At 61.3% G+C, this 25,218-nt stretch carries 22 protein-coding genes, 1 pseudogene and 1 riboswitch; of the genes and pseudogenes, 12 read left to right on the top strand and 11 right to left on the bottom strand.

Features of this window, described 5'->3' with window-relative positions:
* The first annotated feature begins 45 nt into the window (after window positions 1–45).
* Window positions 46–951, top strand: a complete 906-nt coding sequence (locus JAO85_RS01930; RefSeq protein ID WP_034351992.1) for an MBL fold metallo-hydrolase — start codon at window positions 46–48, stop codon at window positions 949–951.
* On the opposite strand, the gene JAO85_RS01935 is transcribed toward JAO85_RS01930, so the two are convergent.
* The 3 genes from JAO85_RS01935 to JAO85_RS01945 form a co-directional block, all read right to left on the bottom strand.
* Window positions 952–2,433, bottom strand: a complete 1,482-nt coding sequence (locus JAO85_RS01935; protein ID WP_237734661.1) for an MBL fold metallo-hydrolase — start codon at window positions 2,431–2,433, stop codon at window positions 952–954. It abuts the gene before it with no gap.
* A 17-nt stretch (window positions 2,434–2,450) separates the two neighbouring features.
* Window positions 2,451–3,848, bottom strand: a complete 1,398-nt coding sequence (locus JAO85_RS01940) for a DUF1254 domain-containing protein (RefSeq protein WP_202787320.1) — start codon at window positions 3,846–3,848, stop codon at window positions 2,451–2,453.
* Window positions 3,849–3,972: 124 nt separating this feature from the next.
* On the bottom strand, window positions 3,973–5,358 hold the full coding sequence (locus JAO85_RS01945) for a DUF1329 domain-containing protein (protein WP_039048611.1): 1,386 nt from the start codon (window positions 5,356–5,358) through the stop codon (window positions 3,973–3,975).
* A 740-nt stretch (window positions 5,359–6,098) separates the two neighbouring features.
* Between JAO85_RS01945 and JAO85_RS01950 the strand changes: the two genes are divergently transcribed.
* Together JAO85_RS01950 and JAO85_RS01955 are read left to right on the top strand one after the other, a co-directional pair.
* Window positions 6,099–7,571, top strand: coding sequence for a DUF1254 domain-containing protein (locus JAO85_RS01950; RefSeq protein WP_202787321.1), 1,473 nt, complete (start codon window positions 6,099–6,101; stop codon window positions 7,569–7,571).
* Window positions 7,572–7,639: 68 nt separating this feature from the next.
* A pseudogene (locus tag JAO85_RS01955) lies at window positions 7,640–8,178 on the top strand (IS5 family transposase); the annotation flags it as partial.
* Window positions 8,179–8,302: 124 nt separating this feature from the next.
* On the opposite strand, the gene JAO85_RS01960 reads toward JAO85_RS01955, so the two are convergent.
* Window positions 8,303–8,713, bottom strand: a complete 411-nt coding sequence (locus JAO85_RS01960) for a hypothetical protein (RefSeq protein WP_039048613.1) — start codon at window positions 8,711–8,713, stop codon at window positions 8,303–8,305.
* A 328-nt stretch (window positions 8,714–9,041) separates the two neighbouring features.
* On the opposite strand from JAO85_RS01960, the gene JAO85_RS01965 reads away from it, so the two are divergent.
* The 4 genes from JAO85_RS01965 (at window position 9,042) to JAO85_RS01980 (ending at window position 12,213) form a co-directional block, all read left to right on the top strand.
* Window positions 9,042–10,088, top strand: coding sequence for a methionine ABC transporter ATP-binding protein (locus JAO85_RS01965; RefSeq protein WP_003070063.1), 1,047 nt, complete (start codon window positions 9,042–9,044; stop codon window positions 10,086–10,088).
* Window positions 10,089–10,093: 5 nt separating this feature from the next.
* Window positions 10,094–10,759, top strand: a complete 666-nt coding sequence (locus tag JAO85_RS01970) for a methionine ABC transporter permease (protein ID WP_003070061.1) — start codon at window positions 10,094–10,096, stop codon at window positions 10,757–10,759.
* Window positions 10,760–10,900: 141 nt separating this feature from the next.
* A complete protein-coding gene (locus JAO85_RS01975) occupies window positions 10,901–11,209 on the top strand; it encodes a single-stranded DNA-binding protein (protein ID WP_012838140.1) in 309 nt (102 codons plus the stop codon).
* Window positions 11,210–11,412: 203 nt separating this feature from the next.
* A complete protein-coding gene (locus JAO85_RS01980) occupies window positions 11,413–12,213 on the top strand; it encodes a MetQ/NlpA family ABC transporter substrate-binding protein (RefSeq protein WP_012838141.1) in 801 nt (266 codons plus the stop codon).
* 243 nt (window positions 12,214–12,456) lie between these two features.
* On the opposite strand, the gene JAO85_RS01985 is transcribed toward JAO85_RS01980, so the two are convergent.
* Genes JAO85_RS01985 through JAO85_RS02010 form a run of 6 tightly spaced genes read right to left on the bottom strand, consistent with a single transcriptional unit; the run spans window position 12,457 to window position 17,872 of the window.
* Entirely contained in the window at window positions 12,457–13,170 is a 714-nt protein-coding gene (locus tag JAO85_RS01985; protein WP_039048615.1) for a nitroreductase family protein, read from the bottom strand.
* Between the two features lie 25 nt (window positions 13,171–13,195).
* On the bottom strand, window positions 13,196–14,419 hold the full coding sequence (locus JAO85_RS01990) for a thiolase family protein (RefSeq protein ID WP_039048616.1): 1,224 nt from the start codon (window positions 14,417–14,419) through the stop codon (window positions 13,196–13,198).
* Between the two features lie 5 nt (window positions 14,420–14,424).
* Complete coding sequence (locus JAO85_RS01995; protein WP_202787322.1) at window positions 14,425–15,936, bottom strand: AMP-binding protein; 1,512 nt, start codon at window positions 15,934–15,936, stop codon at window positions 14,425–14,427.
* The gene (locus JAO85_RS02000; RefSeq protein ID WP_202787323.1) at window positions 15,933–16,526 is read right to left on the bottom strand and encodes a biotin transporter BioY; all 594 of its coding nucleotides are present in this window, start codon (window positions 16,524–16,526) and stop codon (window positions 15,933–15,935) included. Before JAO85_RS02000 ends, JAO85_RS01995 begins: the two co-directional genes overlap by 4 nt.
* A gap of 10 nt (window positions 16,527–16,536) precedes the next feature.
* Entirely contained in the window at window positions 16,537–17,130 is a 594-nt protein-coding gene (locus JAO85_RS02005; RefSeq protein ID WP_039048619.1) for an energy-coupling factor transporter transmembrane protein EcfT, read from the bottom strand.
* Window positions 17,123–17,872, bottom strand: a complete 750-nt coding sequence (locus JAO85_RS02010; RefSeq protein WP_202787324.1) for an energy-coupling factor ABC transporter ATP-binding protein — start codon at window positions 17,870–17,872, stop codon at window positions 17,123–17,125. Before JAO85_RS02010 ends, JAO85_RS02005 begins: the two co-directional genes overlap by 8 nt.
* Before the next feature lie 241 nt (window positions 17,873–18,113).
* On the opposite strand from JAO85_RS02010, the gene JAO85_RS02015 reads away from it, so the two are divergent.
* The gene (locus JAO85_RS02015; protein ID WP_202787325.1) at window positions 18,114–18,422 is read left to right on the top strand and encodes a hypothetical protein; all 309 of its coding nucleotides are present in this window, start codon (window positions 18,114–18,116) and stop codon (window positions 18,420–18,422) included.
* A gap of 68 nt (window positions 18,423–18,490) precedes the next feature.
* Here the strand turns inward: JAO85_RS02015 and JAO85_RS02020 are convergent, their stop codons facing one another.
* On the bottom strand, window positions 18,491–20,635 hold the full coding sequence (locus JAO85_RS02020) for a TonB-dependent receptor (protein WP_202787326.1): 2,145 nt from the start codon (window positions 20,633–20,635) through the stop codon (window positions 18,491–18,493).
* A 311-nt stretch (window positions 20,636–20,946) separates the two neighbouring features.
* Window positions 20,947–21,038, top strand: a riboswitch (TPP riboswitch).
* A 70-nt stretch (window positions 21,039–21,108) separates the two neighbouring features.
* Between JAO85_RS02020 and JAO85_RS02025 the strand changes: the two genes are divergently transcribed.
* Genes JAO85_RS02025 through JAO85_RS02040 form a run of 4 tightly spaced genes read left to right on the top strand, consistent with a single transcriptional unit; the run spans window position 21,109 to window position 25,214 of the window.
* Window positions 21,109–22,203, top strand: coding sequence for a long-chain-fatty-acid--CoA ligase (locus tag JAO85_RS02025; RefSeq protein WP_054075267.1), 1,095 nt, complete (start codon window positions 21,109–21,111; stop codon window positions 22,201–22,203).
* Complete coding sequence (locus JAO85_RS02030) at window positions 22,200–23,666, top strand: acyl-CoA reductase (protein ID WP_202787327.1); 1,467 nt, start codon at window positions 22,200–22,202, stop codon at window positions 23,664–23,666. The genes JAO85_RS02025 and JAO85_RS02030 overlap by 4 nt, the downstream gene beginning before the upstream one ends.
* 25 nt (window positions 23,667–23,691) lie before the next feature.
* Window positions 23,692–24,429, top strand: a complete 738-nt coding sequence (locus JAO85_RS02035) for an ABC transporter ATP-binding protein (RefSeq protein ID WP_237734701.1) — start codon at window positions 23,692–23,694, stop codon at window positions 24,427–24,429.
* Window positions 24,426–25,214, top strand: coding sequence for an ABC transporter permease (locus JAO85_RS02040; protein WP_012838153.1), 789 nt, complete (start codon window positions 24,426–24,428; stop codon window positions 25,212–25,214). Before JAO85_RS02035 ends, JAO85_RS02040 begins: the two co-directional genes overlap by 4 nt.
* Window positions 25,215–25,218 lie beyond the last annotated feature (4 nt).

Consider the following 25,218-nt stretch of genomic DNA (forward strand, 5'->3'; position numbering starts at 1 on the left):
ATTGGTGTGCTTCGGTGTTTCGGGTACATCGTTTTAGGAGTCACCATGTCCGCCAATGTGATGCATATCGAGCCGTTTTTTGATGCGGCTACCGGTACCGTGAGCTATGTTCTGGCCGATACGATCAGTGGTCAGGCCGCAGTGATTGACCCGGTGCTGGATTTCGAGCCCAAATCCGGCACCCTGAGCAGCCGCTCCGCGGACAAGCTGATTGACTATGTGCGAGCCAATGGCTGGCAGCTGCAATGGATTCTGGAAACTCACGCTCATGCGGATCATCTTTCCGCGGCCCAGCATATTCGTCACCATCTGGGCGGCAAGGTGGCGATCGGTGCCCATATCCGCGATGTGCAGGCCGTGTTTCGCAAGATCTATCACTTCGAGCGCAGCTTCTTGCCTGACGGCAGCCAGTTCGACCATCTGGTGCAGGATGGCGAACGCCTGCCTCTGGGTCAGTTGGAGTTGCTGGCCATGCATGTGCCCGGCCATACTCCGGCCGATATGGCCTACCGTGTGGAGGATGCCGTGTTTGTGGGAGATACCTTGTTCATGCCCGATGTGGGCACGGCACGTGCCGACTTTCCCGGCGGCGATGCGGCGACGCTCTATCGTTCGATTCGGCGCATCCTGGAACTACCTGGGCAGACCCGCATTTGGGTCTGCCACGACTACCCGCCGGCTGGGCGCAAGCCGCAATGGCAGACCACGGTACAGGCCCAGCGCGACAGCAACATCCATGTGCATGATGGCGTCAGCGAGGCGGAGTTTGTGCAGATGCGCACTGCACGCGACGCTACGCTGGATATGCCCACGCTGATTCTGCCTTCGGTGCAGGTCAATGTGCGTGCCGGCAAGCTGCCGCCTGCACAGGACGATGGCCGTACCTATATTCAGCTGCCCATCAATGCCTTTGCCAAGAATGGGCAGCTTCCGCAGGGTCTGCAGCAGTGATTAACGCGCTGTGCTGCCCTGACTGGCACTGGCCGCGCGTGTGCTGTTCAGCTCATTGAGCTTGAGCTGCAGGCGCACCATGTGCTCGGCATAAACCAGCACTTCCTGCGTGGGCAGAGGCTTGGCAACACGCGCGGAATAGACCTTCAGTGCGCCTTGAGCCACCTCGGGGTCATCGCTGTCTGCATACCAGGCCCAGTCGGCCAGATGGGAGGCCAGCTCCGGATTGCTGTCTGCCAGCGCCACAGCACGCTGAATCACCGGCTTGGCACCGCCGGCTAGCTGCACGATTTCTTTGGCCTCATTGGCCAGGGGCGCCGGGCGCCAGTGCGATGGAATATCGTCCCACCAGCCGCTGTACTCGCTGACCACCATGCGGCCGATGTCCTTGGCCGAGACATAGAGCTCGCGCGCATCGCTTCGCCGGGCCAGCTCTGGCGGTAGTGTGATTTTGTCAATCACCAGATCGCGGCGCTCGCCGCTGTTGAGGCCAGCCACCACTTGCCTGGAGATGCTATCCAGCATCTGGGCCTGGGCGGGCAGTCGGTCCTGAATTTCCTCGGGCTTGGTGATGGCCGGGCCATGCGCAGGCAGCAGCAGCTCGGGTTTGAGTGCTGCCATGTCGCGCAGGGCCTGGGCCCACTCCTCGGGGTAGCGCTGGCGGCGCTTGCCGTTGCCCGCATTGGGCAGAAAGCCCTGGAAGTAATCCGCGCTGGCCACGATCTTGCGGCCTGGCACGGCAACCCAGATCTGGTCTTCGGTCTCGCCGCGGGCATGGGTCAGCACAAAATCTTCGCCGCCAATTTTGAGTGTGATCTTGTCCCTGAAAGTCTGGGTGGGCCGAACTGCATCTGCCCAGGTGCGGGGCACATCGGCCACGCTTTGCTGGTTATTGCGCGCAATCAGACCGTTGCTGCGCATGTCCAGCTCCATCTGAGTGATGAAGCGCTGCTCGGTCACTACACGCGGTTTCTGGTCAATCAGCGTCCAGGCGCCAAAGGCATGATCGGCATGGAAATGCGTGAGGATGACGGTGTGCAGCGGCTTGTTGCTAAGCTTCTTCAGCGTTTCTGCCAGCGCGGGACCGGCGGGTGCATAGCCGCTATCGACCAGAACCAGGCCTTCATCGGTCTCGAAGACCACCACATTGACGATGGGAAAGCGCAGCAGCCAGGTGCGTGGAGCCACGGCCTCGACTTTGAGCTTGGCTCGGGCATCTGCAATGGCGTTCTGGTCGGTTCGGCTGTACATGCTGTTGGCCACTGCATACGACAGCTCAGTGCCAAAGCCCCCTCCTTCCGTGATGGACTTGACCATTTGCGGATTGGCCTTGAAAACCTGGGCGCGGGCAGCAAGCACAGCGGGGCTTTTCGCTCCCGAACCTCCGCGATCATCCTGATCGTGGGCGTTGGCCATGCCGAACTGGCTCAGTGTCAGGGCTGTGACAAAAGCGTATCGGGAGATCTGAGGTATTTTTTTCATGTGTGCCATCACTGCATTCATTGGGGGCTGATTAGCTGAACGGGCTCCAGAATCCAGGACGGATCCAGAACCTCGGGCCAGGGCTGATAGGCGCGGGCCATCAGATAGAACAGATTCTTCTCGGGCGTGGGCAGCCAGTTGGCACGCTTGTCAGGGCCCGGCTCCGTGGGCTGCAACCAGATGTCGAGGCTGCCGTCGGCGTTGAACTTCATGCCCTTGGTGCGGTCGCCAATGGAGTAGCGGTTGATGGGGTTTTCCACCATGTACTGGCCCCCGGTTGCGAATTCATAAAGAGAGATAGACCAGAATGCATCGGCGGGGAGGCGACCTTGAGGCAGATGCAGGCGGTAAGCCTGTCCTTTGCCGAGAGCCTGATTGTTGGCGTCCACACTGGCAGCGAAATAGGTGGCCTCTGCGGCCTCCAGGCCCAGGATGCCGCCCGACATGGCTGCCGACTGAGCACGCATGGCGTAGTTTGTGCCAAAGCCATCCGGCAGGCGATAAGGGGTCCAGCCGTTTCTGCGTCTAGGGTCTGCTGTCTTGCGGTCGGCATTCAGGCGATTCTTGAGTTCGTTTTTCTCGATCTCGGGTGCCAAGCTCAGCCAGCGCTGCTGCACGGCCTCGGGCAGCTTGTCCCAGCTGCAGGCCTTGCCGCAGATGCCCACGCTGGCAAAGCGCTGCAGCAGTGCTTGTTCCGTACCGGGCGGTGGGTTGCGTGCCAGGGCCTCGTTGCTCACATCGACAAAGCGGCTCCAGTCCTGGGCTTGCGGCTTGAGCTGCGGACTGTCGGAGTCGGTTCTGAGCACAGGCTCCATGCGAAACCCATCCTGTACTGCATGGGCGGCCTTGAGGTCGTCTTCGCCGGTGACCAGCACGCGCAGATTCAGGTAGACATCACGCGTAGGCGCGCGCACTACCTGGTCGACCTGCGGGATCTTGCCGCTCCAGCGCGGGCCGACCAGGGCGACCTTGCGAGCCTGGGTACCACCAATGCGCCGGCCCACGTAGGAGAAGGTGTTGAGGTCTGCCCCGATCATGGCGATCACGTAGTAGCGGCCATGGGTTTCCGGCAGAGACAGCACCAGTGGAGATTTCTCCAGATCCAGCCAGGAGGTGGAGTAGAAAGTGTCTCGAATCGGGCTGTTGGTCCAGCGGTCCTTGGGCGTGGCCAGGTGGCGCGAGTGGCGGAAGTGGTTGAGCGTGGTGGCGGTGGGTGAGTCTTTGACCTCCAGGGCTTCATGCCGCATTTTCATGAATTCCTGATAGGGGTAGGCGTAGAGCATGGCCTCGCGGATCAGGTTGTCCAGAGCCTGGTCTTCGGTGGCTGCGGAAGTCTGGGCATGGGCCATGCCCAGGCAAAGGCCCAATGCAGCAGCCGCCATGGCGCTCAGCCCGGCGCGGTTCAAACTTGACATGTGATTGAGATAGTGTTTTTGCAGTGATGTCCGGAGCCTGCGCTTTCTTCATCGAGGCCCGGACTTGTCTCCCGCGAGCAGTTGTTGGCGCATGCTCAGGCGATGGTCTTGGTGCCGGGCGTGCTCAGGTGCCGGCGTTGCGCGTGGCTTCAGGGGTGAACATGGATGGGTTCATGTCTCCCTTGTTGAGCACAGGGCCCTTGGGGCGTTCCTGAAACATGTTGTAGGCCACGTAGCCGCCACCAATCAGGTCGTGGTAGAAGGCCGTGCCTGCATGCCAGGCGTTGGCATCAAACGCGTAGTAGTAATTGATGAGGCCGTACTGCCACAGACTGCCGCGTGCATCATAGAAGTCGCTCATCACGGCTTGACCGGTGTCTTCGTCAAGGAAAAGAACGCGCTTGCCATAGAGATGGCGATAGCCTTCCTTGAGCGTGGCTTCCAGCACCCAGACGCGGCGCAGTTCGTAGCGCATGTAGTCGGGGTTGGCATGACCGGGTTTGAGCAGATCGGCATACTTCACTGTGTTGGCGTGAATCTTGTACGCGTTGGCGGGAATATAGATTTCCTTCTTGCCCAGATTCTTCCAGTTGTAGCGTTCGGGCGAGCCATTGAAGAGACGGTCGGAATCAATCGTCATCTTGGCACCCACACCGCCACCCATGGGCTGGTCAAAACCGTACTCGGGAATCTGGCGCACCCGGCGTGTGCCCGGGTCATAGCTCCAGCCCAGGCGCTTGTCCTTGCCGAAGTTGACAGGTTCCCTGTTTACGCTGACGCCACCTTTTTCGCGTTCGGGCAGCTTGACCACATTCATGCCCTGGGCCATGGTGCCTTCCAGCGGCTTGCCAGCCTGCTCGGGGGAGTTCAGCAAGCTCATGCTGCGGTTGTCGGCGCGGCCAAAGACGGTGGAGCCATCCAGCATCACGTAGGCGTTGTCACGCAGTGTGTGTTCGGTGAACGAGCGCAGCGGAAACAGGTTGTTGAAGGCCAGCTCCATGCCGGTCTTGGGGAAGGGGAACGGTATTGCCCCCTTGACCGCATTGTCAGCCCCCATTCCGTCTGCGCTGATCACGGCATTCTGCGCGTTGGCTTTGGCCGAGGCGCAGGCAAAGTCCGGATAGCGGAAGTCGCGGTGGCCCGGGTAGACGGGAATGCTGAAGGTCTTGGGATAGCGCGCGAACATGGCCTTCTGGCCTTCGGTCAGATTGGCGGCGTACTTGGCGACATTCTCGGCCGTGATGGAGAACAAGGGCTTTTCATTGGCATAGGGGTCCACCGGGTGCTGACCCGCATGCGGCGTGTACTGAATTCCAGGTGGCGTTCCCAGCCATTTGCCCGTGTATTCGGGCACGCCGCTGGCGGTGCCGGCCTTTTCGGCACCGATACAGGTCAAGGACTTGCCCAGCTTTTCAATTTCTTCGGGGCTGCCTTTGGCGGCGGCTGCACCAGCCATGACGCTGGTCACGGTCAGCGCGATCAGGGCGCGGTAGCTCAGGTTGCTTTCCATCACGAATCCTCAAAGATGTATGCGTGCAGCATTTGCACTATCGATCTGCCCGCGAATCGGGCCAAGGTCTAGTCCAGGTCAGCTAGTCGCTGACTTGGCGCCTGTCGATGAATTCAATGTTCAGGCGAGCTTTGCCGCTCACCATCGCTCGTTCGGACTAGCTCGTAAGGTCTAGCGAAGTCACTTCATAGACAGAATGTTTGCTCAATTCTTTTTCCAACCTGTCCAACCAAGGGAAAACCTGTGGGGTCTATCCTGGGGAAAACCAAAATGAAAATACGCTTGAGTGAGATCAAGCTCTATGGTTTTAAGGTGGATGACGGCCTCTGGGCTGATAGGCGTAGGCCATAAGGACCAAGACTTGCTCAAAACAGATCGACGAAGTGCGTGCAGATGATTTGTGCGATCAATTTCAAAACTTCGTGGATATCAAGTCGTCGCGCGGGGGTGAGGGGCGCGCATTCTGCACTGATGTCATCGCGCGCCTGGGACACAAGTTGCCGAAATCCATAGGCGCAAAAAGTCACAAAATATGCACTTTCTAGCAAATATAGAAAGATGGATATTTTCATGAACTAACTACCGTATGCACATGTAGCGTCAATAGCTTTCAACTAGTCCGTTCGAAGGATGCTGAGAAATTTCATTAAAAAAATACTGATACATCAGATTTGCTTTAAGAAAAATAACGTTTTATTTAATAGCATCTGATCTCACGAAAGATTAATCTCAGAGACAATATGATCTACCAGAAAATTACTTCTATATTCAAATCCAATTTGAGTTATCAAGGTGTATTGAAAGAATTATTTTCTTCAAGTCATGTTCATAGAAGAAGTGCACTTGCTCTCTCAGGATTTGCATTAATTCTTTCTCAGACGATGATTCCGACTTCCGCATATTCAACCTCCAGAGAAGGTCCAAGTGATTCTGCATTAATTGAAGAAGCTTACGATTATATTTATCCTTCTTATGCTCTTTCAATATTCAGGTGGAATGCGTTGAATGAAAAAGGTGGAAGAACAAGCACAAAGCTCAATGAATTTGTTCATCAGCGTGCGATGACCACACCTGCTGACACGTGGGCTGCAAGTCCTCTGGTTGATTGCCTCTATTCAACCGCATGGCTTGACTTGTCAGCAGGCCCGGTATTGATCGAAACGCCAGATACGGGTAGTCGGTACTTTGTTTTGACGCTTATTGACTATTTCAGTGGAACGTTTAAGTATGTTGGCTCAAGAAACACAGGGACAGCTGCACAAAAGCACTTGGTGGTTGGTCCAGACTGGACTGGCTCAATACCAGATGGTGTTCAAGTCGTTCGCTCTCCAACTAACGATGTATACATCAATCTGAGGGTCGCTATTGATGGGCCTGATGATCAAGTTGCGGCTAATGCCACGCAGGATGGTTTTTTGCTTAAGCAGTCGGGGGCTGGTGTCAGCCGGAGGCCACCATCGATTAAGCCAATTCCAGGAGATCTAGAAAACTATTTCTCAATAGTAAACCAAGCAATCGCATTTAATCCAGCGCCTGATAGAGATAAAGAAGTCATGAAACGTCTTCGTGCCGTGGGAATTTGTGGCGAGGACTGTAAATGGGAGAAATTGTCTGAAAATGTGCGTGAAGCTTGGCGCGCCAATTTCGATAAGCTGACTCACCAATTCGACCAAGTTCTAAATAGACCATTGAAAGGAAGTCCTAATTGGATTAACTATGCACCTCCTGGCTCAAAGATGGGAAGTCCAGAGCGAAAAGATTTTAAAATGAGGGCAAGGGAAATATCACGGGGATTAGCCATGCTCGGACTTGCACCTGCCGAGGCAGCTTATTCTGCGGCCGGATATGGAACTGATGGTCAGGCGTTGGTAGGATCAAAGAAATATAAGCTGCATATCCCAGCTGGTGGAATTCCATCAAACGTTTTTTGGTCGGTGACGTTGTATGAATTCAAGAATGACAGTCAATTCTTGACACCTAATCCAATTAATCGCCATCGCGTCAGCAGCAGCACACGAGAGTTTGTACGCAATGCCGATGGATCAATTGATGTCTGGGTTCAATCAACGCCTCCAGTTGGCGAAAAGGCTACTAATTGGCTTCCTTCCCCCGCTAATGGAGAACGATTTTGGTTTATCGCACGTAGCTATGGACCTAAGCCAGAAGTGCTCGAAGGAAGGTTCAGCCTTCCTCATGTTGAGGTCATTCAGTAGTGAACTGGACTACCCTTAGATGGGGCTAATACCACTTCGGCAGAGGCCTCAGCAACGCAGTTATGCTCGCTGTCCTCAATGGAATACCTGTTCGTGCTGCAAACAGGTATTCCATGGGAAGACCTTCCCCAGTCCTTGGGCTACGGCAGTGGCATGCCCTGCTGGCGACGCTTACGTGACTGGAATGCCAACGGCGGCTGGCAGAAATTGCATCTGGCGATGCTGGTGTGTATGCGCGAACATGACCAGATTGATTGGAGCTGGGACCGCATCGATGGCTCCTCGGTGCCAAGCCCCCGAAGGAGCAGCAAACGGGCTCCGACCCCATCGACCGAGTCAAGCTCGGCTCCAAGCGACACCTCGTTGTAGATGCCAGAGGCATCCCACTGATGATCCTGGTCAACGGTGCCAACAGGCACGACTCCATGATGTTCGAGAAGTGCATGGTTGCGATTCCAGCCATTGAGGGATTGCCAGGGCGGGCGCGCAAGCGACCTGCAAAGCGCATGCGGACAAAGGCTAAGACTACCAGCGCTGCCGGGCCTGCCTCAAACGACGAGACATCGCCAGCCGGATTGCACGAAGAGGTATCGAGAGCAGCAAAAAGCATGATGCTTTTGAAAGCGAAAGGCCACCATGGGCCGGGCGGCGTAGGCCGCAAGGACTACCGGTGTCCCAAGGCTCAAGTGACGAAGTGCGTGCTTTGCTGCCGGGCGTTGCCCTTGCTTGGCTCAGCTGCCGGGCATGCCAAACAGGTCATGTGCATCCAGCAGGGCCCAGGCAATCTCGGGCTTGCGCTCCAGCCCCTTGCGTATCGCGGCGGGAATGCTCTGGCGCGTTTTGCGGCATAGACCCGGCAGGTCGCCGAGCTCGATCTGGATGCCGCGCATGGTGCGTACCTCGTTGTTGCCTGGGGTGATGCGTATCTCCAGACCCAAGAGTGCGTGAATGCGCTGCTGCATATGCTCGAGATCGACCAGGCTGCTGATGCTCTCCAGGCGCTGCAGCAGCTTTTTCTCCTCTTCGCGCGTGAGCCGCAGAATGCGCAGATCCGCATCCGGCGTGCCAAGCAGCTGCTCCCGCCGGCAGTCGCAGGCGCCGGGCGGGCATTCAACACGGATGGGCAGGGGGGGCGGCTGCATAGGGCGGCAGAGAAAACCAGAGGCAGATGCAAGCATGCTAAGGCCTGCAGTGCCGCGCCGCCAGTGGGGACAGGCCCGGGCAAGACCTGCGTTGGATGGCTTGCTGGGGGCGCCATAAGTGAATTCACTTGTCCCAGTTGCTCTCAGGTTTGCCTAGACTCAGGCATTATTGAGGGTTACTACTAAAAGTAGGCTGGCTTGATCTGCCGGTTTCTACCAGAACGAAGGCCTGCATTGCCCGCTGCCCGGCAGCGCTGCAGCTGGGATGGGATCAATCACTTTTTATAGCGTCAATCGCATTGTTCATGCGTGATTCGCGATATTTTTCATGATAGAAATTCGGGATTTATCCCTGACATACCAAGGCCCCAAGGGCCCGGTGCACGCTTTGCGTGGCATCAATCTGGAAATCGCTTCGGGCGAGGTATTCGGCATCATCGGCCGCTCCGGCGCGGGCAAAAGCTCGCTGGTGCGCTGCCTGAATCTGCTCAACCGCCCCACGGAAGGCAAGGTCATCGTCAACGGACGCGACCTCATGCAGCTGTCCGACGGCGAGCTGCGCGCTGCGCGCCGCGACATCGGCATGGTGTTCCAGCACTTCAATCTGCTGTCCTCGCGCACCGTGTATGACAACGTGGCACTGCCGCTGGAACTGGCCGGTATTTCCAAGGACGAGATTTACCAGCGCGTGACGCCGCTGCTGGAGCTGGTGGGCCTGGATCATCTGGCCGATCGCTATCCGGCCCAGATTTCCGGTGGGCAGAAACAGCGCGTGGGCATTGCCCGGGCGCTGGCCAGCAACCCCAAGGTTCTGCTCAGCGACGAAGCCACGTCGGCACTGGACCCCGAAACCACGCGCTCCATTCTGGATCTGCTGCGCAAGGTCAATCGCGAGCTGGGCGTGACCGTGGTGCTGATCACCCACCAGATGCTGGTGATCAAGCAGATTGCCGACCGCGTGGCCGTGATCGACGGCGGCGAGATCGCCGAGCTGGGGCCTGTGATCGATGTCTTCACCCGGCCTCAGAAGGCGATCACCAAGAGCCTGATCGACGAAATCGTGCCCCAGCAACTGCCCGAGTCGGTGATGACGCGTGTGAACCAGCTGGCCGCACAGTTGCAGCCCGGCCAGCAAGGCCAGCTGTTGCGTCTTTCCTATGCAGGTGAGAGCGCCTATCAGCCCATTTTGTCGCACCTGATTCGCGAGCTGGGTCTGGACCTGTCGATTCTGCACGGCCAGATCGACGAGATCCAGGAGCAGACCTTTGGTTCGCTGGCGGTGTACGCCAGCGGCGAGGCCGCCAAGATTGACGCGGCCGTGGAGCACCTGCGTGCCAGCGGTGTGCAAGTGCAGATCGTGTCCAGCAAGGATTGAGAGCGATGTTTGAGAATTTTTCGGAAATGATGCTCCAGCTGCTGCTGGATTCCTTCTGGGAGACGCTGATCATGGTTGGCGTCTCGGGCCTGATCGGCGGCTTGATCGGTATTCCGCTGGGCGTCTTCCTGCGCCTGACCGACCATGGCGGCATCTTGCAGAACGGTCCGGCCAACAAGGTTGTCGGCTGGATCGTGAATGCGCTGCGCTCTACCCCCTTCATCATCTTGCTGGTGGCCATCATTCCGCTGACGCGTCTGATCACGGGCTCCTCCATCGGCACCTGGGCGGCCGTGGTGCCGTTGACGATTGCGGCGGCGCCTTTTGTGGCCCGCCTGGTGGAGACTGCCTTGCGCGAAGTCGATGGCGGCCTGATCGAAGCGGCCCAGTCCATGGGGGCGACCACCGGCCAGATCGTCTGGAAGGTGCTGCTGCCCGAGGCGTTGCCTGGCATCGTCGCGGGTCTGACCATCAGCTTCGTCAGCCTGACCGGCTACTCGGCCATGGCGGGCGCCATCGGCGGTGGTGGCCTGGGCGACCTGGGTATCCGCTACGGCTACCAGCGCTTCTTGCCCGACGTGATGCTGGTCGTGGTGATCATCCTGATCTTCTTTGTGCAAGCCATTCAAAGCCTGGGCGACTGGGCCGTGCGCCGTCTGAGCCATCGCTGAGCACTGGCGTACATTACAAAAAATTAAGAAAAGGGCTGCTGCCTGGAAACAGGCGCCGTCCTAAAATGCAGGTTCAAGATTTTTTGAAAGGCCGCTCTTGCTCAAGGGCGGCCATGATTTTTTCTGGGTAGATAACAGCAAATGATGGATGGTTTGATTACCGGCCGACTGACCGGCATCCCTGAGAGTCGCGTAGACCGCAACCGCCGCCCCTATATGGTGGCCCGCATGCGAGCCAATGCAGGTGACGGCTCCTCGATTCCCGTGAATATCGTCGCTTTCGACAACGCACCCTGCGCCGTGCTGCGCAGTCTCTCCGAAGGCGATGCGATTGCCTTGCGCGGCAGCTTCACGCCCAAGGTCTGGATCGACAGGCAGGACGAGTCCCATGCTGTGCTCGACGTGGTGGCCCAGCAGGTGCTGGCAGCACCCACGATGTCCGATCTTTGACAGCCTGTGCATGCAGACAAGCCCGCTACCGTGAAGGAGCGGGCTTTTTTGTGGGCGCTTGGGTTGCCGCATGCATGCCGTTGCGGCTTGCATTGCCAATCTGTAGTTTGCATCTGAGCAATCTGTCTAAGAAACAGCGCTCCGGCACATGAAACTGACGCTACAGTCTTAGCCACTCTCAATCTTTGGCACAAGGAATCTGCATGTTGAACAAGCGCTCGCTTTTGCGCACCACATTGGCCGTGGCTGCTGCGGCCACCCTGGGTTTTGCCGCCCAGGCCCAGGACAAGACCATCAAGATCGGCGTGACCGCCGGCCCCCACGCGCAGATCATGGAAGTGGTCAAAAAGGTTGCTGCCAAGAATGGTCTGAACCTCAAGGTCATCGAGTTCGGCGACTATGTCCAGCCCAATGCGGCGCTGGCCGCCGGCGACCTGGATGCCAACAGCTACCAGCACCGCCCCTATCTGGATGCTCAGCTCAAGGATCGTGGCTACAAGATCAGCTGGGTGGCCGACACGGTGAATTTCCCTATCGGCATCTACTCCAAGAAGATCAAGGCTTTGTCCGAGCTCCCCACCGGTGCCAAGTTCGGCCTCCCCAACGACCCCACCAATGGCGGCCGCGCGCTGCTGCTGCTGCAGACCCAGGGTCTGATCAAGCTCAAGGAGGGTGCAGGCCTGAAGGCGACGCCCCTGGATGTGGTGTCCAACCCCAAGAAGCTCAAGTTCGTCGAGCTGGATGCAGCCCAGTTGCCACGTTCGCTGGACGATCTGGATGCCTCCACCGTCAACACCAACTTCGCGATCTCGGCAGGTCTGAACCCCAAGAAGGATGCGATTGCGCTGGAGTCCGCCAAGAACCCCTATGTGAACATCATGGTGGTGCGTGATGCCGACAAGAATCAGCCCTGGGTCGCCCAGCTGATCAAGTCCTATCACTCCGACGAGGTGCGCCAGTTCATCGACAAGGAATTCAAGGGCTCGGTCTTCCCGGCGTTCTAGAAGCTCCCCCTGAGCCGCTTTGCGGCTTCCCCCTGAGGGGGACGACAGCATTGCTGCGCGGCGGCGCTTGCTGGCTGTCTCTTTGATGGGGCATGCCTGACTGAGGGCATTGAACTAAGCGCTGCACCTGCAGCGCTTTTTTGCTCTCTTGTTGATAGCTGCCTGCGCTGGCTGCACATTGATTTTCGCTTCTTTCTATGGAAAACCATTTAATCACTGGCGCTGGCAGCTATTGTTTTTTGCTTATTCCATGACCTGAAACCATTCAGCCAGCGGCGCACGCGTGGTCTGGGTCTGGTTGACGGGGGCGGTCTCGTCGGCCCAGCCCAGGGCCAGGCCGCAGACGATGTGCTTGTTCTCGGCCAGGCCCAGCACGCGGCGCACGGTAGCCGGGTACGAGGCAAGGGCACCGATGGCGCAGCTGCCCAGGCCCATGGCGGCGGCCGCCAGTTGCAGTCCGTAGAGCGTCATGCCCAGGTCCATATAGCCACCGGGGCCGTAATGGGCGTCGATGGTGACGACCAGCGCCACGGGTGCATCGAAGAAGCGGTAGTTGCGCGCAAATTGCGCTTCGCGCCCGGCGCGGTCGTCGCGCGCCACGCCAAGGGCGCCGTAAAGCGCCTGTGCCGAAGCCACCTGGCGCTTGCGCAGCTGCATGGGCATGGGACGCGGAAAGTAGGCGTAGTCCTCGCATTCGGGCACCTGGCTTTCAACGTCCTGCAGCAGGGCGGCAGTCAGTTGCTCGCGCAGTTTGCCGCGTACCGCGATCAGCTGGCCTGGTTGCAGATTGCCGCCGCTGGGCGCCTGGCGCGCCGTCAACAGCAGCTTCTCCAGCAGCGCGTCAGGCACGGCATCGGGCAGAAAAGCACGTGTGGAGCGGCGCTGCTGCATCAGCGCCATGCCTGCCGGCAAGTCGAAGCCTTCAGATGTTTTTACGACTGAACCGTTGCTGGACATGGGGTAATAGCTATCAAAAATGAATTCAGGGAGCGGCTTTCAGCCATTGCACCAGGGTTGCCGCTCCGATGCCGCCGGCACCGGCGATGGCCGCCAGGCCGAGTCCGGCCTCGGGTGTCGATGACTGGGCCTGATACTCAAGCTGAGCCAGGCAGCGCACCAGCGCAATCGCGCCTGACGCGCCGATAGGGTGCCCGCGCGCCAGGCCGCCGCCTGCGCTGTTGATCTGCTCGGGCGCAAGGCCCATGGCGGCGCAAAAGGCCAGGCCTTGAACGGCAAAGGCGTCATGAAGTTCGATGGCCGAAAGATCCCGGGCCAGCAACGGCGACTGGTGCGGCCTGGCCAGCGCATGGCTGCCTCGGGCCAGCGTCATCTGCGCCGCCGCAATGGCCGCCAGCAGCGGTGTTTCGGGCGCGGCGCCCACGCTGGCGCTGGCCAGCCATTGTGCGCGGGGCTGCAGATTCCAGCGTGCGCAGGCCTCGGGCGTGGCCAGCAGGATCAGGGCCGCACCATCGGCTTTGGCCGAGATGGTCAGGGGGCTGAGTGCGTGGGCCGCGATATCGTCGGCACTCGCGCCCTCACAGCTGCCCCGGGCCAGGGTCGGCATGCGCGCGGCACGTGCAGGCTGCAGCGCGCGCGGATAGGCATCGGCCTCAAGTCCTGCCATGGGCACGATTTCCGGGGCGAGTTGCGCCTGGGCGGCCAGGGCCCGGCTGTGGCTCAGCAGCGCGTACTGCTCCTGCTGGCTGCGGCTGAATCCATGCGCGAGCGCATAGTCTGCCGCCGATTGCAACATATCGGGATCGCGCTCGGGATCGGGCGCAAATGGCGGGCGCTCGTAGCTTTGGGGCTGCTCGCCTGGGAGCTGCGGGCGGGTCTGGCGAATGGGGGCGCGGCTCCAGGCCTCGATGCCGCCGGCAATCACCACCTCGGCCTGACCCGATTGCAGCAGACCCACGGCCATGGCCACCGCATCCAGGCCCGAGCAGCACTGGGTATCGATGGTGTGCGCGGCGCAGCCATCGGGCAGGCCTGCGGCCAGTGTCAGCATGCGCGCCGGGTTGCCACCAGCGCCCAGGGCGTTGCCGACGATCACCGCGTCCACGGCATGGGCCGGCAAGCCGCTTTGCTGCAGCAGTGACAGCAGCAGCGGCCGGCCCAGTTCATGGGGGCTGAGCTGGGCCAGGGCCGAGCCTAGCGGAGCCACCGGGCTGCGGGCCCAGGCAATGATGGGGGTCTTGCTTGGCATGGGCCTCAACTCTGCCACGGCCGCAATGCGGGGAGCTGGGCAGGGGATATGGCAGCTCCCGCAGGCCCGGCCATGCTGGCGCGCAGGGCCTGGGCCAGCTGACCGTGATCGGTCTTGCCGCTGGCTGTGTGCGGCCAGTGCTCGCAAACCCACCACTGGCGCGGCACCTTGAAGGCTTCGGTGCGCTCGCGCAGCCACTGGTTCAGCTCCAGGGCCGAAGGCGCCTCAGTCTGCGGCCTCCATTGCAGCACCGCGTGTACCTGCAGGCCGCGCAGCGCATCGGCCTGGCCGTGCAGCGAGACCTGGGCAATCGCCGGGTGGCTGGCCAGCAGGTTCTCCACTTCCTCGGGAAACAGGTTCTTGCCCTGGGTGACGAGCATGCGGCTCTGGCGTCCTGCCAGGCACAGCATGCCGCGTTCGTCGATATGGCCCATGTCGCGCACGGACAGCCAGTCGCCATCGCGCAGCACGGCCGTGGCGTCATGGGCATCGCCCACATAGTCCATGAACAGCATGGGGCTGCGGATATAGATCAGGCCGTCGCCGGCATGGCTGGTGTCATGCTCGGCCAGCGCATTCTCGGCGGCATCGCTGCCGGTGGGACGAATGGATAGCTTTACATTGCTGAATGGCCTGCCCACGGCCTGCGGGCCGCTGGCTTCATCGGCATCCATCCAGGCGACAAAACTGGCCTCGGAGGCTCCATAGAACTCGATGATGCGGGCCTTGGGGAAGAGGGCGCGCAGCGCCGGCGTGTGGGCGCGCATCCAGCGTGCGCCGCTGATGGTGATCAGCTCGACCTCGGGAATCGGTGCGAGCTGTCTATGCTGCGCCCATTGCAGCATCAGCAGCAACTGGCTGGGCACGGCGACAAGACAGGGGATATCGCCGCGCGCCAGGGCTGCAAGACAACGCGAGGCCGAGAACTTCTCCTGCATGACGGCGCCGCAGCCATACCAGATGCCTTGCATGGCGCCGAACAGAAACAGCGAGTGCGAGATGCGCCCTGGTGCCAGCGTGCGCTGGGCGACGACGGGGCCGAAATCCTGCAGGCCGACGCGAAAGCTCTCCGTCCACGATAGATGGTGGCGCTTGAAGCCCTTGGGCAGGCCGGTGCTGCCCGAGGTGAAGCCGGTATAGAAGGCGGCTGTCGGTGCTGCCGATCCCAGCTCGCAGGCCTGCCCGGGCAGCCAGCCTTCAATGCGCTGGCGCACGGCCGGTTGCCAGTCGGGGTCGGCGACCGCCGCGCAGCGCCCGCTGCGGATCACGGCCAGAAAGTCCACCAGTCGCTCCAGCGTGGAGCGGCTGGCATCCAGCAGCAGCATCTGCGGCGCGCGTTGCGCCACCAGGCGAGCCGAGCGCAGCTCGACCTCGGCATGCAGCTCGCCAAAGGTCCAGGAGCCGGCCTCGCTCTGCAGGGCCACCACATCGGGCCGGTGTTGCGCCCAATAGGCCAGCGGGCCATGAACCAGCTGCCAGAAGCCCTGCAGCGGTGCCGCCGCGGACAGCGCGTTCACCGGCGACCGCCAAAACGCCAGTCAGGCATTCCGCGCGCCACGGTGTGGACGATGATGGCGCAGAGAACACATTTGATGAAGTCGCCGGGGACAAAGGCCAGCGTCACGGCAAAGGCCTGACTCAGGCTCATCTTGGCGACCAGCATCAGGCCCAGTACGCCAAAGGCATGCAGGCACAACAGGCCGCCGATCAAGGAGGCGATGAAGGCGCTCAGCGCCGTGCGACGCGGCGTGCTCTGCGGCAGGGCAGCCATGACGGCGCCAGTAATGCCTGCGGCCAGCATGTAGCCGATCAGATAGCCGGCAGACGGTGCCATGAAGACTCCGATGCCGCCGCGACCGCCAGACAGCAGTGGCAGACCTACGGCCACGGCCGCGAGAAACAGTGCCATGGACTGCAGGCCGCGCCAGGGCCCGAGCATGACGCCTGCCAGCATCACGCCCAGCGACTGGATGGTGATGGGCACGCCGAACGGCAGGTCGATCTTGGGAATCAGGCCCATCACGGCCATCAGGGCGGCGAACAGCGATACCTGAGCCATGGAGCGTGCGCCGCCGCGCGATACGGTGTGAGAGGGATTGGTAGTCATCAACGGTCTCCTAGAAACCCAGTCTTGCCCAGAGGGCGTCGGCCACACGGCGCGTGGCCTGCAGCATATGAATCGTCAGCGGTGCAATCAGGCGCAGTCCGCCGCTTTTGCCGGTGCGCAGGCGGTATGCCTCGTCCAGCTTTGTCCATTGAACAAAGAAATGTTCGGTAAAGCGCAGCATGAGTGCAAGCTGCATGGCCACGCGCTCGGTGGGGATGCCCAGGCGAGCCAGCGGGGCGAGCAGCCATTCCAGTACCTCGACCAGATCGCTGGGGCGGGTGGTGATGGTCAGCGCAATGCCCAGGGTCGAGGCGCAGATCAGCCGCAGACTGCTGACGGCTGCCAGCACAGGGTTGCCCATGAAGACATGAAAGCCCGCCACCAGCAGTGCCGCGACGATAACCGAGCGCATCAGCCGGCGCGCCACCTGTGTGGCCTCGCCCAGCGAGATCCAGAGAAGCAGGCAAGCCACGCCGCAGCCCGCCAACACCCAGGGGTTGGCTATCAGAAACAACAGCGTGCCAAAAACCGCCAGCAGCAAGAGCTTGAGGCCGGCCGACCAGCGATGCAGCCAGGTCGCAACTTCGCTGTAGAGACTACCCATGCAGGTCTCCGTACGAGCTTTTCTTCAGCAACTGCTCCCGCACTGAGGTCTCGTAGGCGCTGCAGATGTCGCGGCCCGGGCCGTCGGCGCGCAGCCGGCCTTGCTCCAGCCAGATCACGCGCTCAAAGTCACGCACATGGTCGAGCACATGGGTGGAGACCAGCACCTGTTGCGGTGCGCTGGCAATATCCTGGGCCAAGCGGGCTTGACCGGGCAGGTCCAGGCTGGCAAAGGGCTCGTCCAGCAGCAGCAGTTGCGGTGCGGCAATCAGCAGCGAGAGCCAGCACACCTGCTGGCGCTGGCCCTGGCTCAGACTGCTGACGGCACGCTCGGCCCAGTGGGCCAGGCCGCGTGCGGCCAGCAACTCGCGCGCCCTGGCTCTGGCCTGCTGCTTGCTCAGGCCCTGAGGGCGAAGGCCCAGGGCCAGTTCTTCCTCCACGGTGGGGAAGATGATCTGATCGTCCGGATTCTGGAACATCAGGCCGATCAGGCCGGGCTTGTGCTGGCGGGCCTGCAGCAAGGGCATGCCATCCACCAGTACTTGTCCGGCCTGGGGCAGCTCGAGCCCGCAAAGCAGGCGAAACAGGCTGGACTTGCCGGCGCCGTTGTTGCCGATCACGCCGATGCGCTGTTCCGTCAGGGCTAGGTTCAAACCGTCAAACACCTGGGTCTGGCCGCGCTGCAGCCGTATGTCGACCAACTGCACGCCCTGTTGGGCGGGGCTTTGCAAACCGTCACTCATACATCAGCTCCGGCTGCTGGAATGGCAGGGCTGCAAGGTGCCGGGCTGGAATGTGGATGGCAAGAAACGAAAAGGGCTGACATACGGAGGAGTCTGAAACCGTGCCCCGGCTTAAAACATACGAGGCAGTGCTGGTGGCGGATTCTAGCGCTGTGAATTTGCTTTCAAAAGCCCGCCATCTGAGCTCTTTTTATGTGAATTTCCTATAAGAAATGATTTCTTTACTTTGGGGAGTCACCTGTTGCCATTTGCCCTGCATTTCGTAGAAGTTGCACGCCTGATGGCAGCGTGTTGCAGAGTGAAGAATTTCTGTGTGCCGTTCATGCCTGCTTCAGGGGCTAACTTCGCTCAAACTGCACGAGCGCTGGCGAGAAGATTCGTGAGATTGGACGTGGATAGCGATGTTTTGACGTGGCTTGCACTGCTGAAGGGCGCAAGCATGCTGGAGGCATCTACCGCCAGGCAGTCAAACCGGCGCGGGATTGGCGGCTTTCGGGCTCAAACAGGCAGTTTGCAGGCACCAAATATTTTTCTGAAAAATCGTCTTTGATCTGTCCGGACATGAAAAAAGCGGGCACCAGGCCCGCTTGCTGCTGTCCGATTATGCGGATGACATGCCTAGAACTGGTAGCTGAGGCTGGTTCCGGCCATCCATTGGCGCCCCGGGGCCGGTTCGTAGTAGCGGCCCTCGGGCTTGGTCGCTTCGTTGACGATGACCGAGCCCACATAGTTCTTGTCGGTCAGATTGTCGACGCGGGCAAAAGCACTGAGCTTCCAGGCGCCCAGGCGTTTGGTGTAGCCAACGCTCAGGCTGGCAACGTTGTAGCTGGGGGCATAGACCTGGTTCTTGTCGTCAGCGGCAATACGGCCCACATGACGCCAGTCCAGACCCACACGCCAGTCGGTGGCGGGAATCCATTCCAGCCCCAGATAGCCCAGATGCCTGGCCGTGCCGGCAATGCGCTTGCCGGCGGGAGTGCAGTCCTGGCCCTTGCTGTCGCAATAGCCGCTGCGCAGACTGGCATCGAGCAAGGTCAGCGCGCCGTTCAGGCGCAACTGGGGCATCAGCCAGGTGCTGGTGCTCAGCTCCATGCCGCGGCGGCGGGTATTGCCGGCATTCTGATAAGAGGTGCGGCCGTTGTCGTTGCTGGCCACCACGATTTCATCGTCGGTGCTGGTCTGGAACAGCGCGGCAGACCAGTCGCCGCGCAGGCCGGCCACATTGAAGCGTTGCTTGATGCCCAGCTCGGCACTGGTCGATACCGCAGGCTTGAGGCCGAAGTTCAGTCCGGGAAGCGGGTTGGGGCCAGGGCGGTATGAGATCTCGTTGAAGGTCGGTGTTTCCATGCCGCGACCCAGCGAGGCATAGACATTGATGTCCTGATTGAGCTCGTGCTGGAGCGAAACAACCGGCAGCAGCTTATGGAATCCGGCATTGCCGCTGTCGTTCTTGTCGGCCAGGAAATGGTCGCGCGACTGGAACTGCACATTGCTCCAGCGCAGGCCGGCATCAAGCTTCCAGCGCGGTGCAAAGGCCCAGGAGGCTTGCAAATAGGGGTCTATGCTGGTGAGGGTATTGCGCTCGTCACGCACCAGCTCGCCGACCACGCCCAACTGGTTGCCCACAAAGTTCTTGTAGCCCTGGCGGTCTTCCCTGACAGTGTTGGCGGCCAGGCCCGCAATCAGGCCCAGGCTGCCGCTGCCCAGCTCGTATTTGCCGCTCCAGCGCGCATCGATGCCGCCATAGTCGCGCTTGAGACCGATCACCCCACCCCTGTAGCCGGTCTGCGATGCCTTGGGCGTGGACTGAAACTGCATCATTTCGCGCTGACCGGCATAGGCCATCAGGCGCAGCGCCTGGCCGCCGTCCAGCTGGCGCTCATAGGTCAGGCCGGCCTGGGTCTGCTTCACGCTTTTGCGCGAATCGTAGAGCAAGGGGTTGGACGCCACAGCCTTCGGATCTACCGCCCAGTCCTTGGGCGTGATGCCGCCGGGGTCCTTGGCATCGATGTCCACATGGTTGGCCACCAGGGTCAATTGGCTGTATTCGTCGGGCTTGATATCGATGCGGGCGTTGAACAGGTTTTTGTCCGCCGCGCTCTGGGCCCGGTAGCCGTCGGTGAGAAAACGGCTGGCGCTGAGCACATAGCCAATCCCGTTGGCTTCGCCCTTGGCCTTGAGGCCCAGACGCTTCTGGCCGTCGCTGCCCAGTGCAAAGCTGCTTTCCACCGAGGGTGCGCCTTCACCACGTTCGGTATAGGCATTGATCACGCCGCCAGAGGCGTTGCCGTAGAGGGCGGAGTAAGGACCGCGCAGCACTTCCACGCGCTCCAGCGAGGCGATATCGATATTGTTGGTCTGACCCTGGCCGTCCGGCATGGTGGAGGGGATGCCGTCCACATAGATCTGTATGCCGCGCACGCCGAAGGTGGAGCGCGCGCCAAAGCCGCGAATCGACAGCTGCAGGTCTTGCGCGTAGTTCTGGCGGTTCTGCAACTGCAGGCCCGGAGCTGCGCTCAGGGACTCCGATAGATTGACCTGCAGATTGCGCTCGCGCATGCGCTCGCCGTCGAGCACGGTCACGGAGGCCGGGGTTTGCTCAAGTGCAGACTCCTGCAAGGTGCTGCGCACGGTGACTTCGGACAACTGGGGCAGTTCCGGCTGGGCGGCGGCTTGCTGGGCCATTGCGGACTGTGCCGTCAGCAGCAGTCCGGCGGCGGCCACAGGCCAGCCTGCCAGATGACAAAGGCGCGAAAAATGCATGTGAATATCTCTGGGGCTCGGGGTGGACGTTCGGTGCCCTGGATGGCGCAAGCTCTGTTGACAGCGTTTCTTGCTACGGCGTGAAGCTCGCTCAGGCAGTGCGCGTCTGCATCATTGTTGGTGCCATGGCAAGGTGCGTGTCGGGCACGTTCGCAATTTTTGCTCCAATTGTATTCGGGTGGTAATGTTTTAATGATTTCTACTGTAGATGACCTTCTTCTCTGTGATAGAGCATTACCCCAGGTTACAAGTGACGCGACTTTCATGCGGCGGCTCAGGCACCGTGCAGCGATGCCGTTGGGGTAAGATGGCGCCGCGCTCCGGGGTGCACGCCAGTGCTGAGATCTACACCCGCGAACTTGACCCGGTTCATACCGGCGGAAGAAGAGCTTGCAAGCTGACCTCAGGGCAGTGCGTTCTCGCATGGTCAGCAAGCCTTCGGAGCATGATGTCCCCGCTCTCGAAGGAATTTCATGGACAAGGCCGCTTCGCTGGTCGCCGATCTGCTTGCTTTCATCGCAATGGATGACTGCACCGACGACCAGTTCAATCAACTCGCCCTGCGCCTTTTCGCCTACCAGTACGAATGCAATGCGCCGTTTCGCAGCTTTTGCCAGCGACGCGGTGCCACGCTGCGCAATGTCAGGAGCTGGCGCGATGTTCCGGCCGTGCCCATCGATGCCTTCAAGGCCATGGAGCTGCGCAGCGAGCCGCCGTCGCCCGCCGAGCGCGTGTTCATGACCAGCGGCACCACGGGCCGCGCTGCGCGCGGACGTCATTTCCATCCGCAGCTCGATGTCTACGACCTGTCCATGAAGCGCTATTTCGCCAGACGTTTCATGCAGGGTCTGGAGCGCATGCCCATGGGCATTCTGTTTCCCGATGAGCAGGCTATGCCCAATTCCTCGCTGGCTCACTATCTGGCACTTGCCCGGTCCGAATTCGGCTCGGCAGGCAGCCGCTACTATCTGAATTCGGAAGGGCTGGACATGCCGGCCCTGTGTGCCGCGCTGGAAGAGTCCGAGCGCAGCGGCCAGCCGTTTGCGCTGCTGGGCGCGAGCTTCAGCCTGGTCCATGTGATGGATGCCCTGCGTGCGCAGGGCCGCAGCTTTCGCCTGCCCGCAGGCAGCCGCGTGCTGGATACGGGCGGCTACAAGGGGCAGTCGCGTGAGCTGCCGCTCGAGCAGTTCTATGCCGAGCTTTCGCAGTTGCTGGGCGTGCCGCGCAGTCTGTGCATCAATATGTATGGCATGACCGAGCTGAGCACCCAGTTCTATGACGATGGCAATGCGGTTCTGCCCTCGGTCAAGTCCGGTCCGCACTGGATCCGTTCGCGTCTGGTCGAGCCGATCACCGGCAGGGATGTGGCCGCTGGTGAGCGCGGCATTCTGGTGCATTGCGATCTGGCCAACTACAACGCGGTGACCACCATCCTGACCGAGGATGTGGGCCTGTGGGCCGGCCCGCAGGAAAAAGACGGCTTTTTGCTGCTGGGGCGCGCCGAGGGCGCCGCCGCCAAGGGTTGCTCGCTGGCGGTTGAAGAGTTTGTGAAAGCTGCCGGCGCATGAGCAAGCAGCGCAAGGTGCAGCGTATCAAGGCAGGCTATCTGCCCGGCCTCGGCGACGAGGAAGTACAGTGGCAGACGCTGGACTTCGAGTCCCGCGACGGTCAGAGGCTGGAAGTCAGCGTGCCCGTGCTGACGGCGCCGCAGATGCAGGCTCTGGCTGCTCGCGTTCGCGCGGCTGCATGCGCCCATCTGCGCCCGATGCCGGTGGCCGAGATCATCGATGCCGTCGATCGTGCGATGGCCCGCCTGCTGGATCGCAACGACACCTACCGTCAGCAGGCCGAAGCCTGGCTGCCCGTGGTCAGCGGCTATGACGCCGATATGGTGCGGCTGGGGCTGACAGGATTTTTCAAGACCTTTCGTGCAGCGCAGCTCAAGCGCTTTGTGGCCGAGGATTTTGCCAATCCGGCAGTGCTCGATGGCTTTCAACCGGCAGCCAAGGGCGGGGCCGTACGGGCTTTCGGCCCGGACCTGCTGGTGCACAGCTGGGCCGGCAACGTACCTGCGCTGTCGCTGTGGAGCCTGGTCTGCGGCTTGCTGGTCAAGGCCCCGGCGATCGGCAAGCTGGCCAGTGCCGAGCCCTTGTTTGCGGGGTGGTTTGCACGCTTGCTGGCAGAGGTCCACCCGCCGCTGGCCGATTGCCTGGCCGTGGTCTGGTGGCGCGGTGCAGGTGGCGAGGAGGCCGACGCGCTCTATGCCCAGGCCGATACGGTACTGGCCTATGGCGGCAACCAGACGCTGGATGCGCTGCGCCGTCGTCTGCCCGTGACGACGCGCTTCTTGCCCCATGGCCACAAGCTGGGTTTTGGCCTGATCGACGCGCAGGCGCTGGATACGCTCAAGGCTCCGGGCATGGCAAGGCTGGCCGCCTGGGACGTGATGCGCTATGACCAGCAGGGCTGTTACTCGCCCCATGTGTTCTATGTGCAGCGTGGGGCGCCGGTCTCTCCGCGTGCTTTTGCCGACTATCTGGCGGCCGAGCTTGCCAATCTGCAGCGACGTTTCGCACGCCGCGAGCTGGATCTGGAAGAAGGTGCGGCGCTGGCACGCTGGCAGCATAACATGGAGTGGGGCGGTGAAGCACACCAGCTGCTGGGACCTGTGGATGCACCCTGGAGCGTGGCCTACAGCGAGAGTCTGCAGCCCCTGGCACCGACCGCGCTGTACCGCACGATTGCCGTGGTGGCCGTGGACCGGCTCGATGCCGTGCTGCCCGTGGTGACCGCTCAGCGCGACTATCTGCAGACCGCGGGCATTGCGGCCGGCCCCGAAGAGCTGTACCGCCTGGCCGGGCTGCTGGGCGCGGCTGGCGTCACGCGCATCAGCGCCATCGGCTCCATGAGCATGCCCGAGGCCGGCTGGCACCATGACGGGCGCTTCAACCTGCTGGATCTGGTGCGCATGACGGAGATCGAGCAGTCGGCAGAACTGGCGGCCCAGCCGCTGGCCTCTTATGCGGACTGAGGGAGTGGATACCGTCGTGGCATTCATGGAGTTCAAGCAGGCCCGATTCAGCTACCCGGGACGAGCGCCGGTGGTGGATGGTGTGAACTGGCAGGTCGGGGCTGGAGAGTTTCACTGCCTGCTGGGGCGCAGCGGCTGCGGCAAGACCACGCTGCTCAAGCTGGCGGCAGGCCTGCTCAGGCCCCAGTCGGGGCATGTCTTGCTGCGCGGCAGCGAACTGGCAGCGCCGGGGCCGCAGCTGGGCTTTATGTTCCAGGCACCGACGCTGCTGGACTGGCATACGGTGATCGACAACGTGCTGCTGCCCGTGTCGCTGCAGCGCAAACCCACGCAGCAGGACCGACAGGCGGCCATGCAGTTGCTGGAGCAACTGGGCCTTGCCGAACATGCTTCGCTCTATCCGCGCCAGCTCTCGGGCGGTCAGCAAAGTCGCGTGGCGCTGGCGCGAGCCCTGATTCTGGAGCCGCCGCTGCTGCTGCTCGACGAGCCTTTTGCGGCGCTGGATGCCATTACGCGTGCCGAGCTGCAGGACGATTTGCTGCGCACCTGCCAGCGCCATGGCACGACGGTGCTCTTTGTTACCCACGACATCAACGAGGCCGTCTATCTGGGCGACCGCATTGCACTCATGCATGGCGGCCGCATCGTGGACGACTGGTCCGTCGAGCTGCCACAGCCGCGCCAGCAGAGCCTGCGCCACGGTGCGGCGTTCAACGACTATTGCGCGCGCATTCGCGCATCCATGGACCGAGGTTGCGCATGAGCAGCTTGCTGAACAAGACACATTGGCTGTCCGCCTCGCTTTTGATAGCCGTTCTTGCAATATGGGAGCTGGCTGCGAGGCAATTTGGCCTGTCGGCGCTGGTGTTGCCCGCGCCCTCGGCGGTGGCGCTGTCGCTGTGGTCGGGTCTGGCGTCCGGCTATTTCTGGCCGCATCTCTGGGCTACCTTGCAGGCCTTGCTGCTGGGGCTGCTCATAGGCAGTGCCGTGGGCTTGCTGGCTGGCATGGCGCTGGCCGAGTCCGAGTTGCTGGAGCGCGTGCTCAAGCCCTATGTGGTGGTCAGCCAGGTCGTGCCCAAGCTGGCTCTGGCGCCGCTGTTCGTGCTGTGGTTCGGCTTCGGCATGCTGCCGACGGTGCTGATCACGGCGCTGATCTGCTTTTTCCCATTGATGGAAAACACATTGACGGGCCTGCGGCAGGTGGATGGCCAGCGCCTGCAGCTGTTTCGCATGCTGGGCGCAACCAGGCTGCAGACCTTGCTGCGCCTGAAACTGCCGACCGGGCTGCCCGCGATTCTGGCCGGGCTGCGCGTGGCCGTCGTGCTGGCGCTGGTCGGTGCCGTGGTGGCCGAGTTCATGGGTGCAAGCCAGGGTCTGGGTGCCGTGGTCATTGCCGCCCAGGGAATGATGGACACCACGCTGATGTTTGCGGCGCTGGTGCTGATTGCCGCCATGGGCCTGCTGCTGTATCAGGCCTGCCTTGTTCTGGAGCGCTATTTGCTGCGCTCCCATCACTTTTCAACCTCGCAGTCGGGCGACCGGGCCTGACTGC

This window comes from Comamonas sp. NyZ500, from assembly GCF_016772095.1.
In the GTDB taxonomy this organism is placed as follows: Bacteria; Pseudomonadota; Gammaproteobacteria; order Burkholderiales; family Burkholderiaceae_C; genus Comamonas; species Comamonas thiooxydans.

Excerpts from the sequence above, each read along its gene's own strand:
- JAO85_RS01930 (WP_034351992.1), top strand. The coding sequence starts at position 46 with ATGTCCGCCAATGTGATGCATATCGAGCCGTTTTTTGATGCGGCTACC.
- JAO85_RS01935 (WP_237734661.1), bottom strand. The coding sequence starts at position 2,433 with ATGAAAAAAATACCTCAGATCTCCCGATACGCTTTTGTCACAGCCCTG.
- JAO85_RS01940 (WP_202787320.1), bottom strand. The coding sequence starts at position 3,848 with ATGTCAAGTTTGAACCGCGCCGGGCTGAGCGCCATGGCGGCTGCTGCA.
- JAO85_RS01945 (WP_039048611.1), bottom strand. The coding sequence starts at position 5,358 with ATGGAAAGCAACCTGAGCTACCGCGCCCTGATCGCGCTGACCGTGACC.
- JAO85_RS01950 (WP_202787321.1), top strand. The coding sequence starts at position 6,099 with ATGATCTACCAGAAAATTACTTCTATATTCAAATCCAATTTGAGTTAT.
- JAO85_RS01960 (WP_039048613.1), bottom strand. The coding sequence starts at position 8,713 with ATGCAGCCGCCCCCCCTGCCCATCCGTGTTGAATGCCCGCCCGGCGCC.
- JAO85_RS01965 (WP_003070063.1), top strand. The coding sequence starts at position 9,042 with ATGATAGAAATTCGGGATTTATCCCTGACATACCAAGGCCCCAAGGGC.
- JAO85_RS01970 (WP_003070061.1), top strand. The coding sequence starts at position 10,094 with ATGTTTGAGAATTTTTCGGAAATGATGCTCCAGCTGCTGCTGGATTCC.
- JAO85_RS01975 (WP_012838140.1), top strand. The coding sequence starts at position 10,901 with ATGATGGATGGTTTGATTACCGGCCGACTGACCGGCATCCCTGAGAGT.
- JAO85_RS01980 (WP_012838141.1), top strand. The coding sequence starts at position 11,413 with ATGTTGAACAAGCGCTCGCTTTTGCGCACCACATTGGCCGTGGCTGCT.
- JAO85_RS01985 (WP_039048615.1), bottom strand. The coding sequence starts at position 13,170 with ATGTCCAGCAACGGTTCAGTCGTAAAAACATCTGAAGGCTTCGACTTG.
- JAO85_RS01990 (WP_039048616.1), bottom strand. The coding sequence starts at position 14,419 with ATGCCAAGCAAGACCCCCATCATTGCCTGGGCCCGCAGCCCGGTGGCT.
- JAO85_RS02000 (WP_202787323.1), bottom strand. The coding sequence starts at position 16,526 with ATGACTACCAATCCCTCTCACACCGTATCGCGCGGCGGCGCACGCTCC.
- JAO85_RS02005 (WP_039048619.1), bottom strand. The coding sequence starts at position 17,130 with ATGGGTAGTCTCTACAGCGAAGTTGCGACCTGGCTGCATCGCTGGTCG.
- JAO85_RS02010 (WP_202787324.1), bottom strand. The coding sequence starts at position 17,872 with ATGAGTGACGGTTTGCAAAGCCCCGCCCAACAGGGCGTGCAGTTGGTC.
- JAO85_RS02020 (WP_202787326.1), bottom strand. The coding sequence starts at position 20,635 with ATGCATTTTTCGCGCCTTTGTCATCTGGCAGGCTGGCCTGTGGCCGCC.
- JAO85_RS02025 (WP_054075267.1), top strand. The coding sequence starts at position 21,109 with ATGGACAAGGCCGCTTCGCTGGTCGCCGATCTGCTTGCTTTCATCGCA.
- JAO85_RS02030 (WP_202787327.1), top strand. The coding sequence starts at position 22,200 with ATGAGCAAGCAGCGCAAGGTGCAGCGTATCAAGGCAGGCTATCTGCCC.
- JAO85_RS02035 (WP_237734701.1), top strand. The coding sequence starts at position 23,692 with ATGGAGTTCAAGCAGGCCCGATTCAGCTACCCGGGACGAGCGCCGGTG.
- JAO85_RS02040 (WP_012838153.1), top strand. The coding sequence starts at position 24,426 with ATGAGCAGCTTGCTGAACAAGACACATTGGCTGTCCGCCTCGCTTTTG.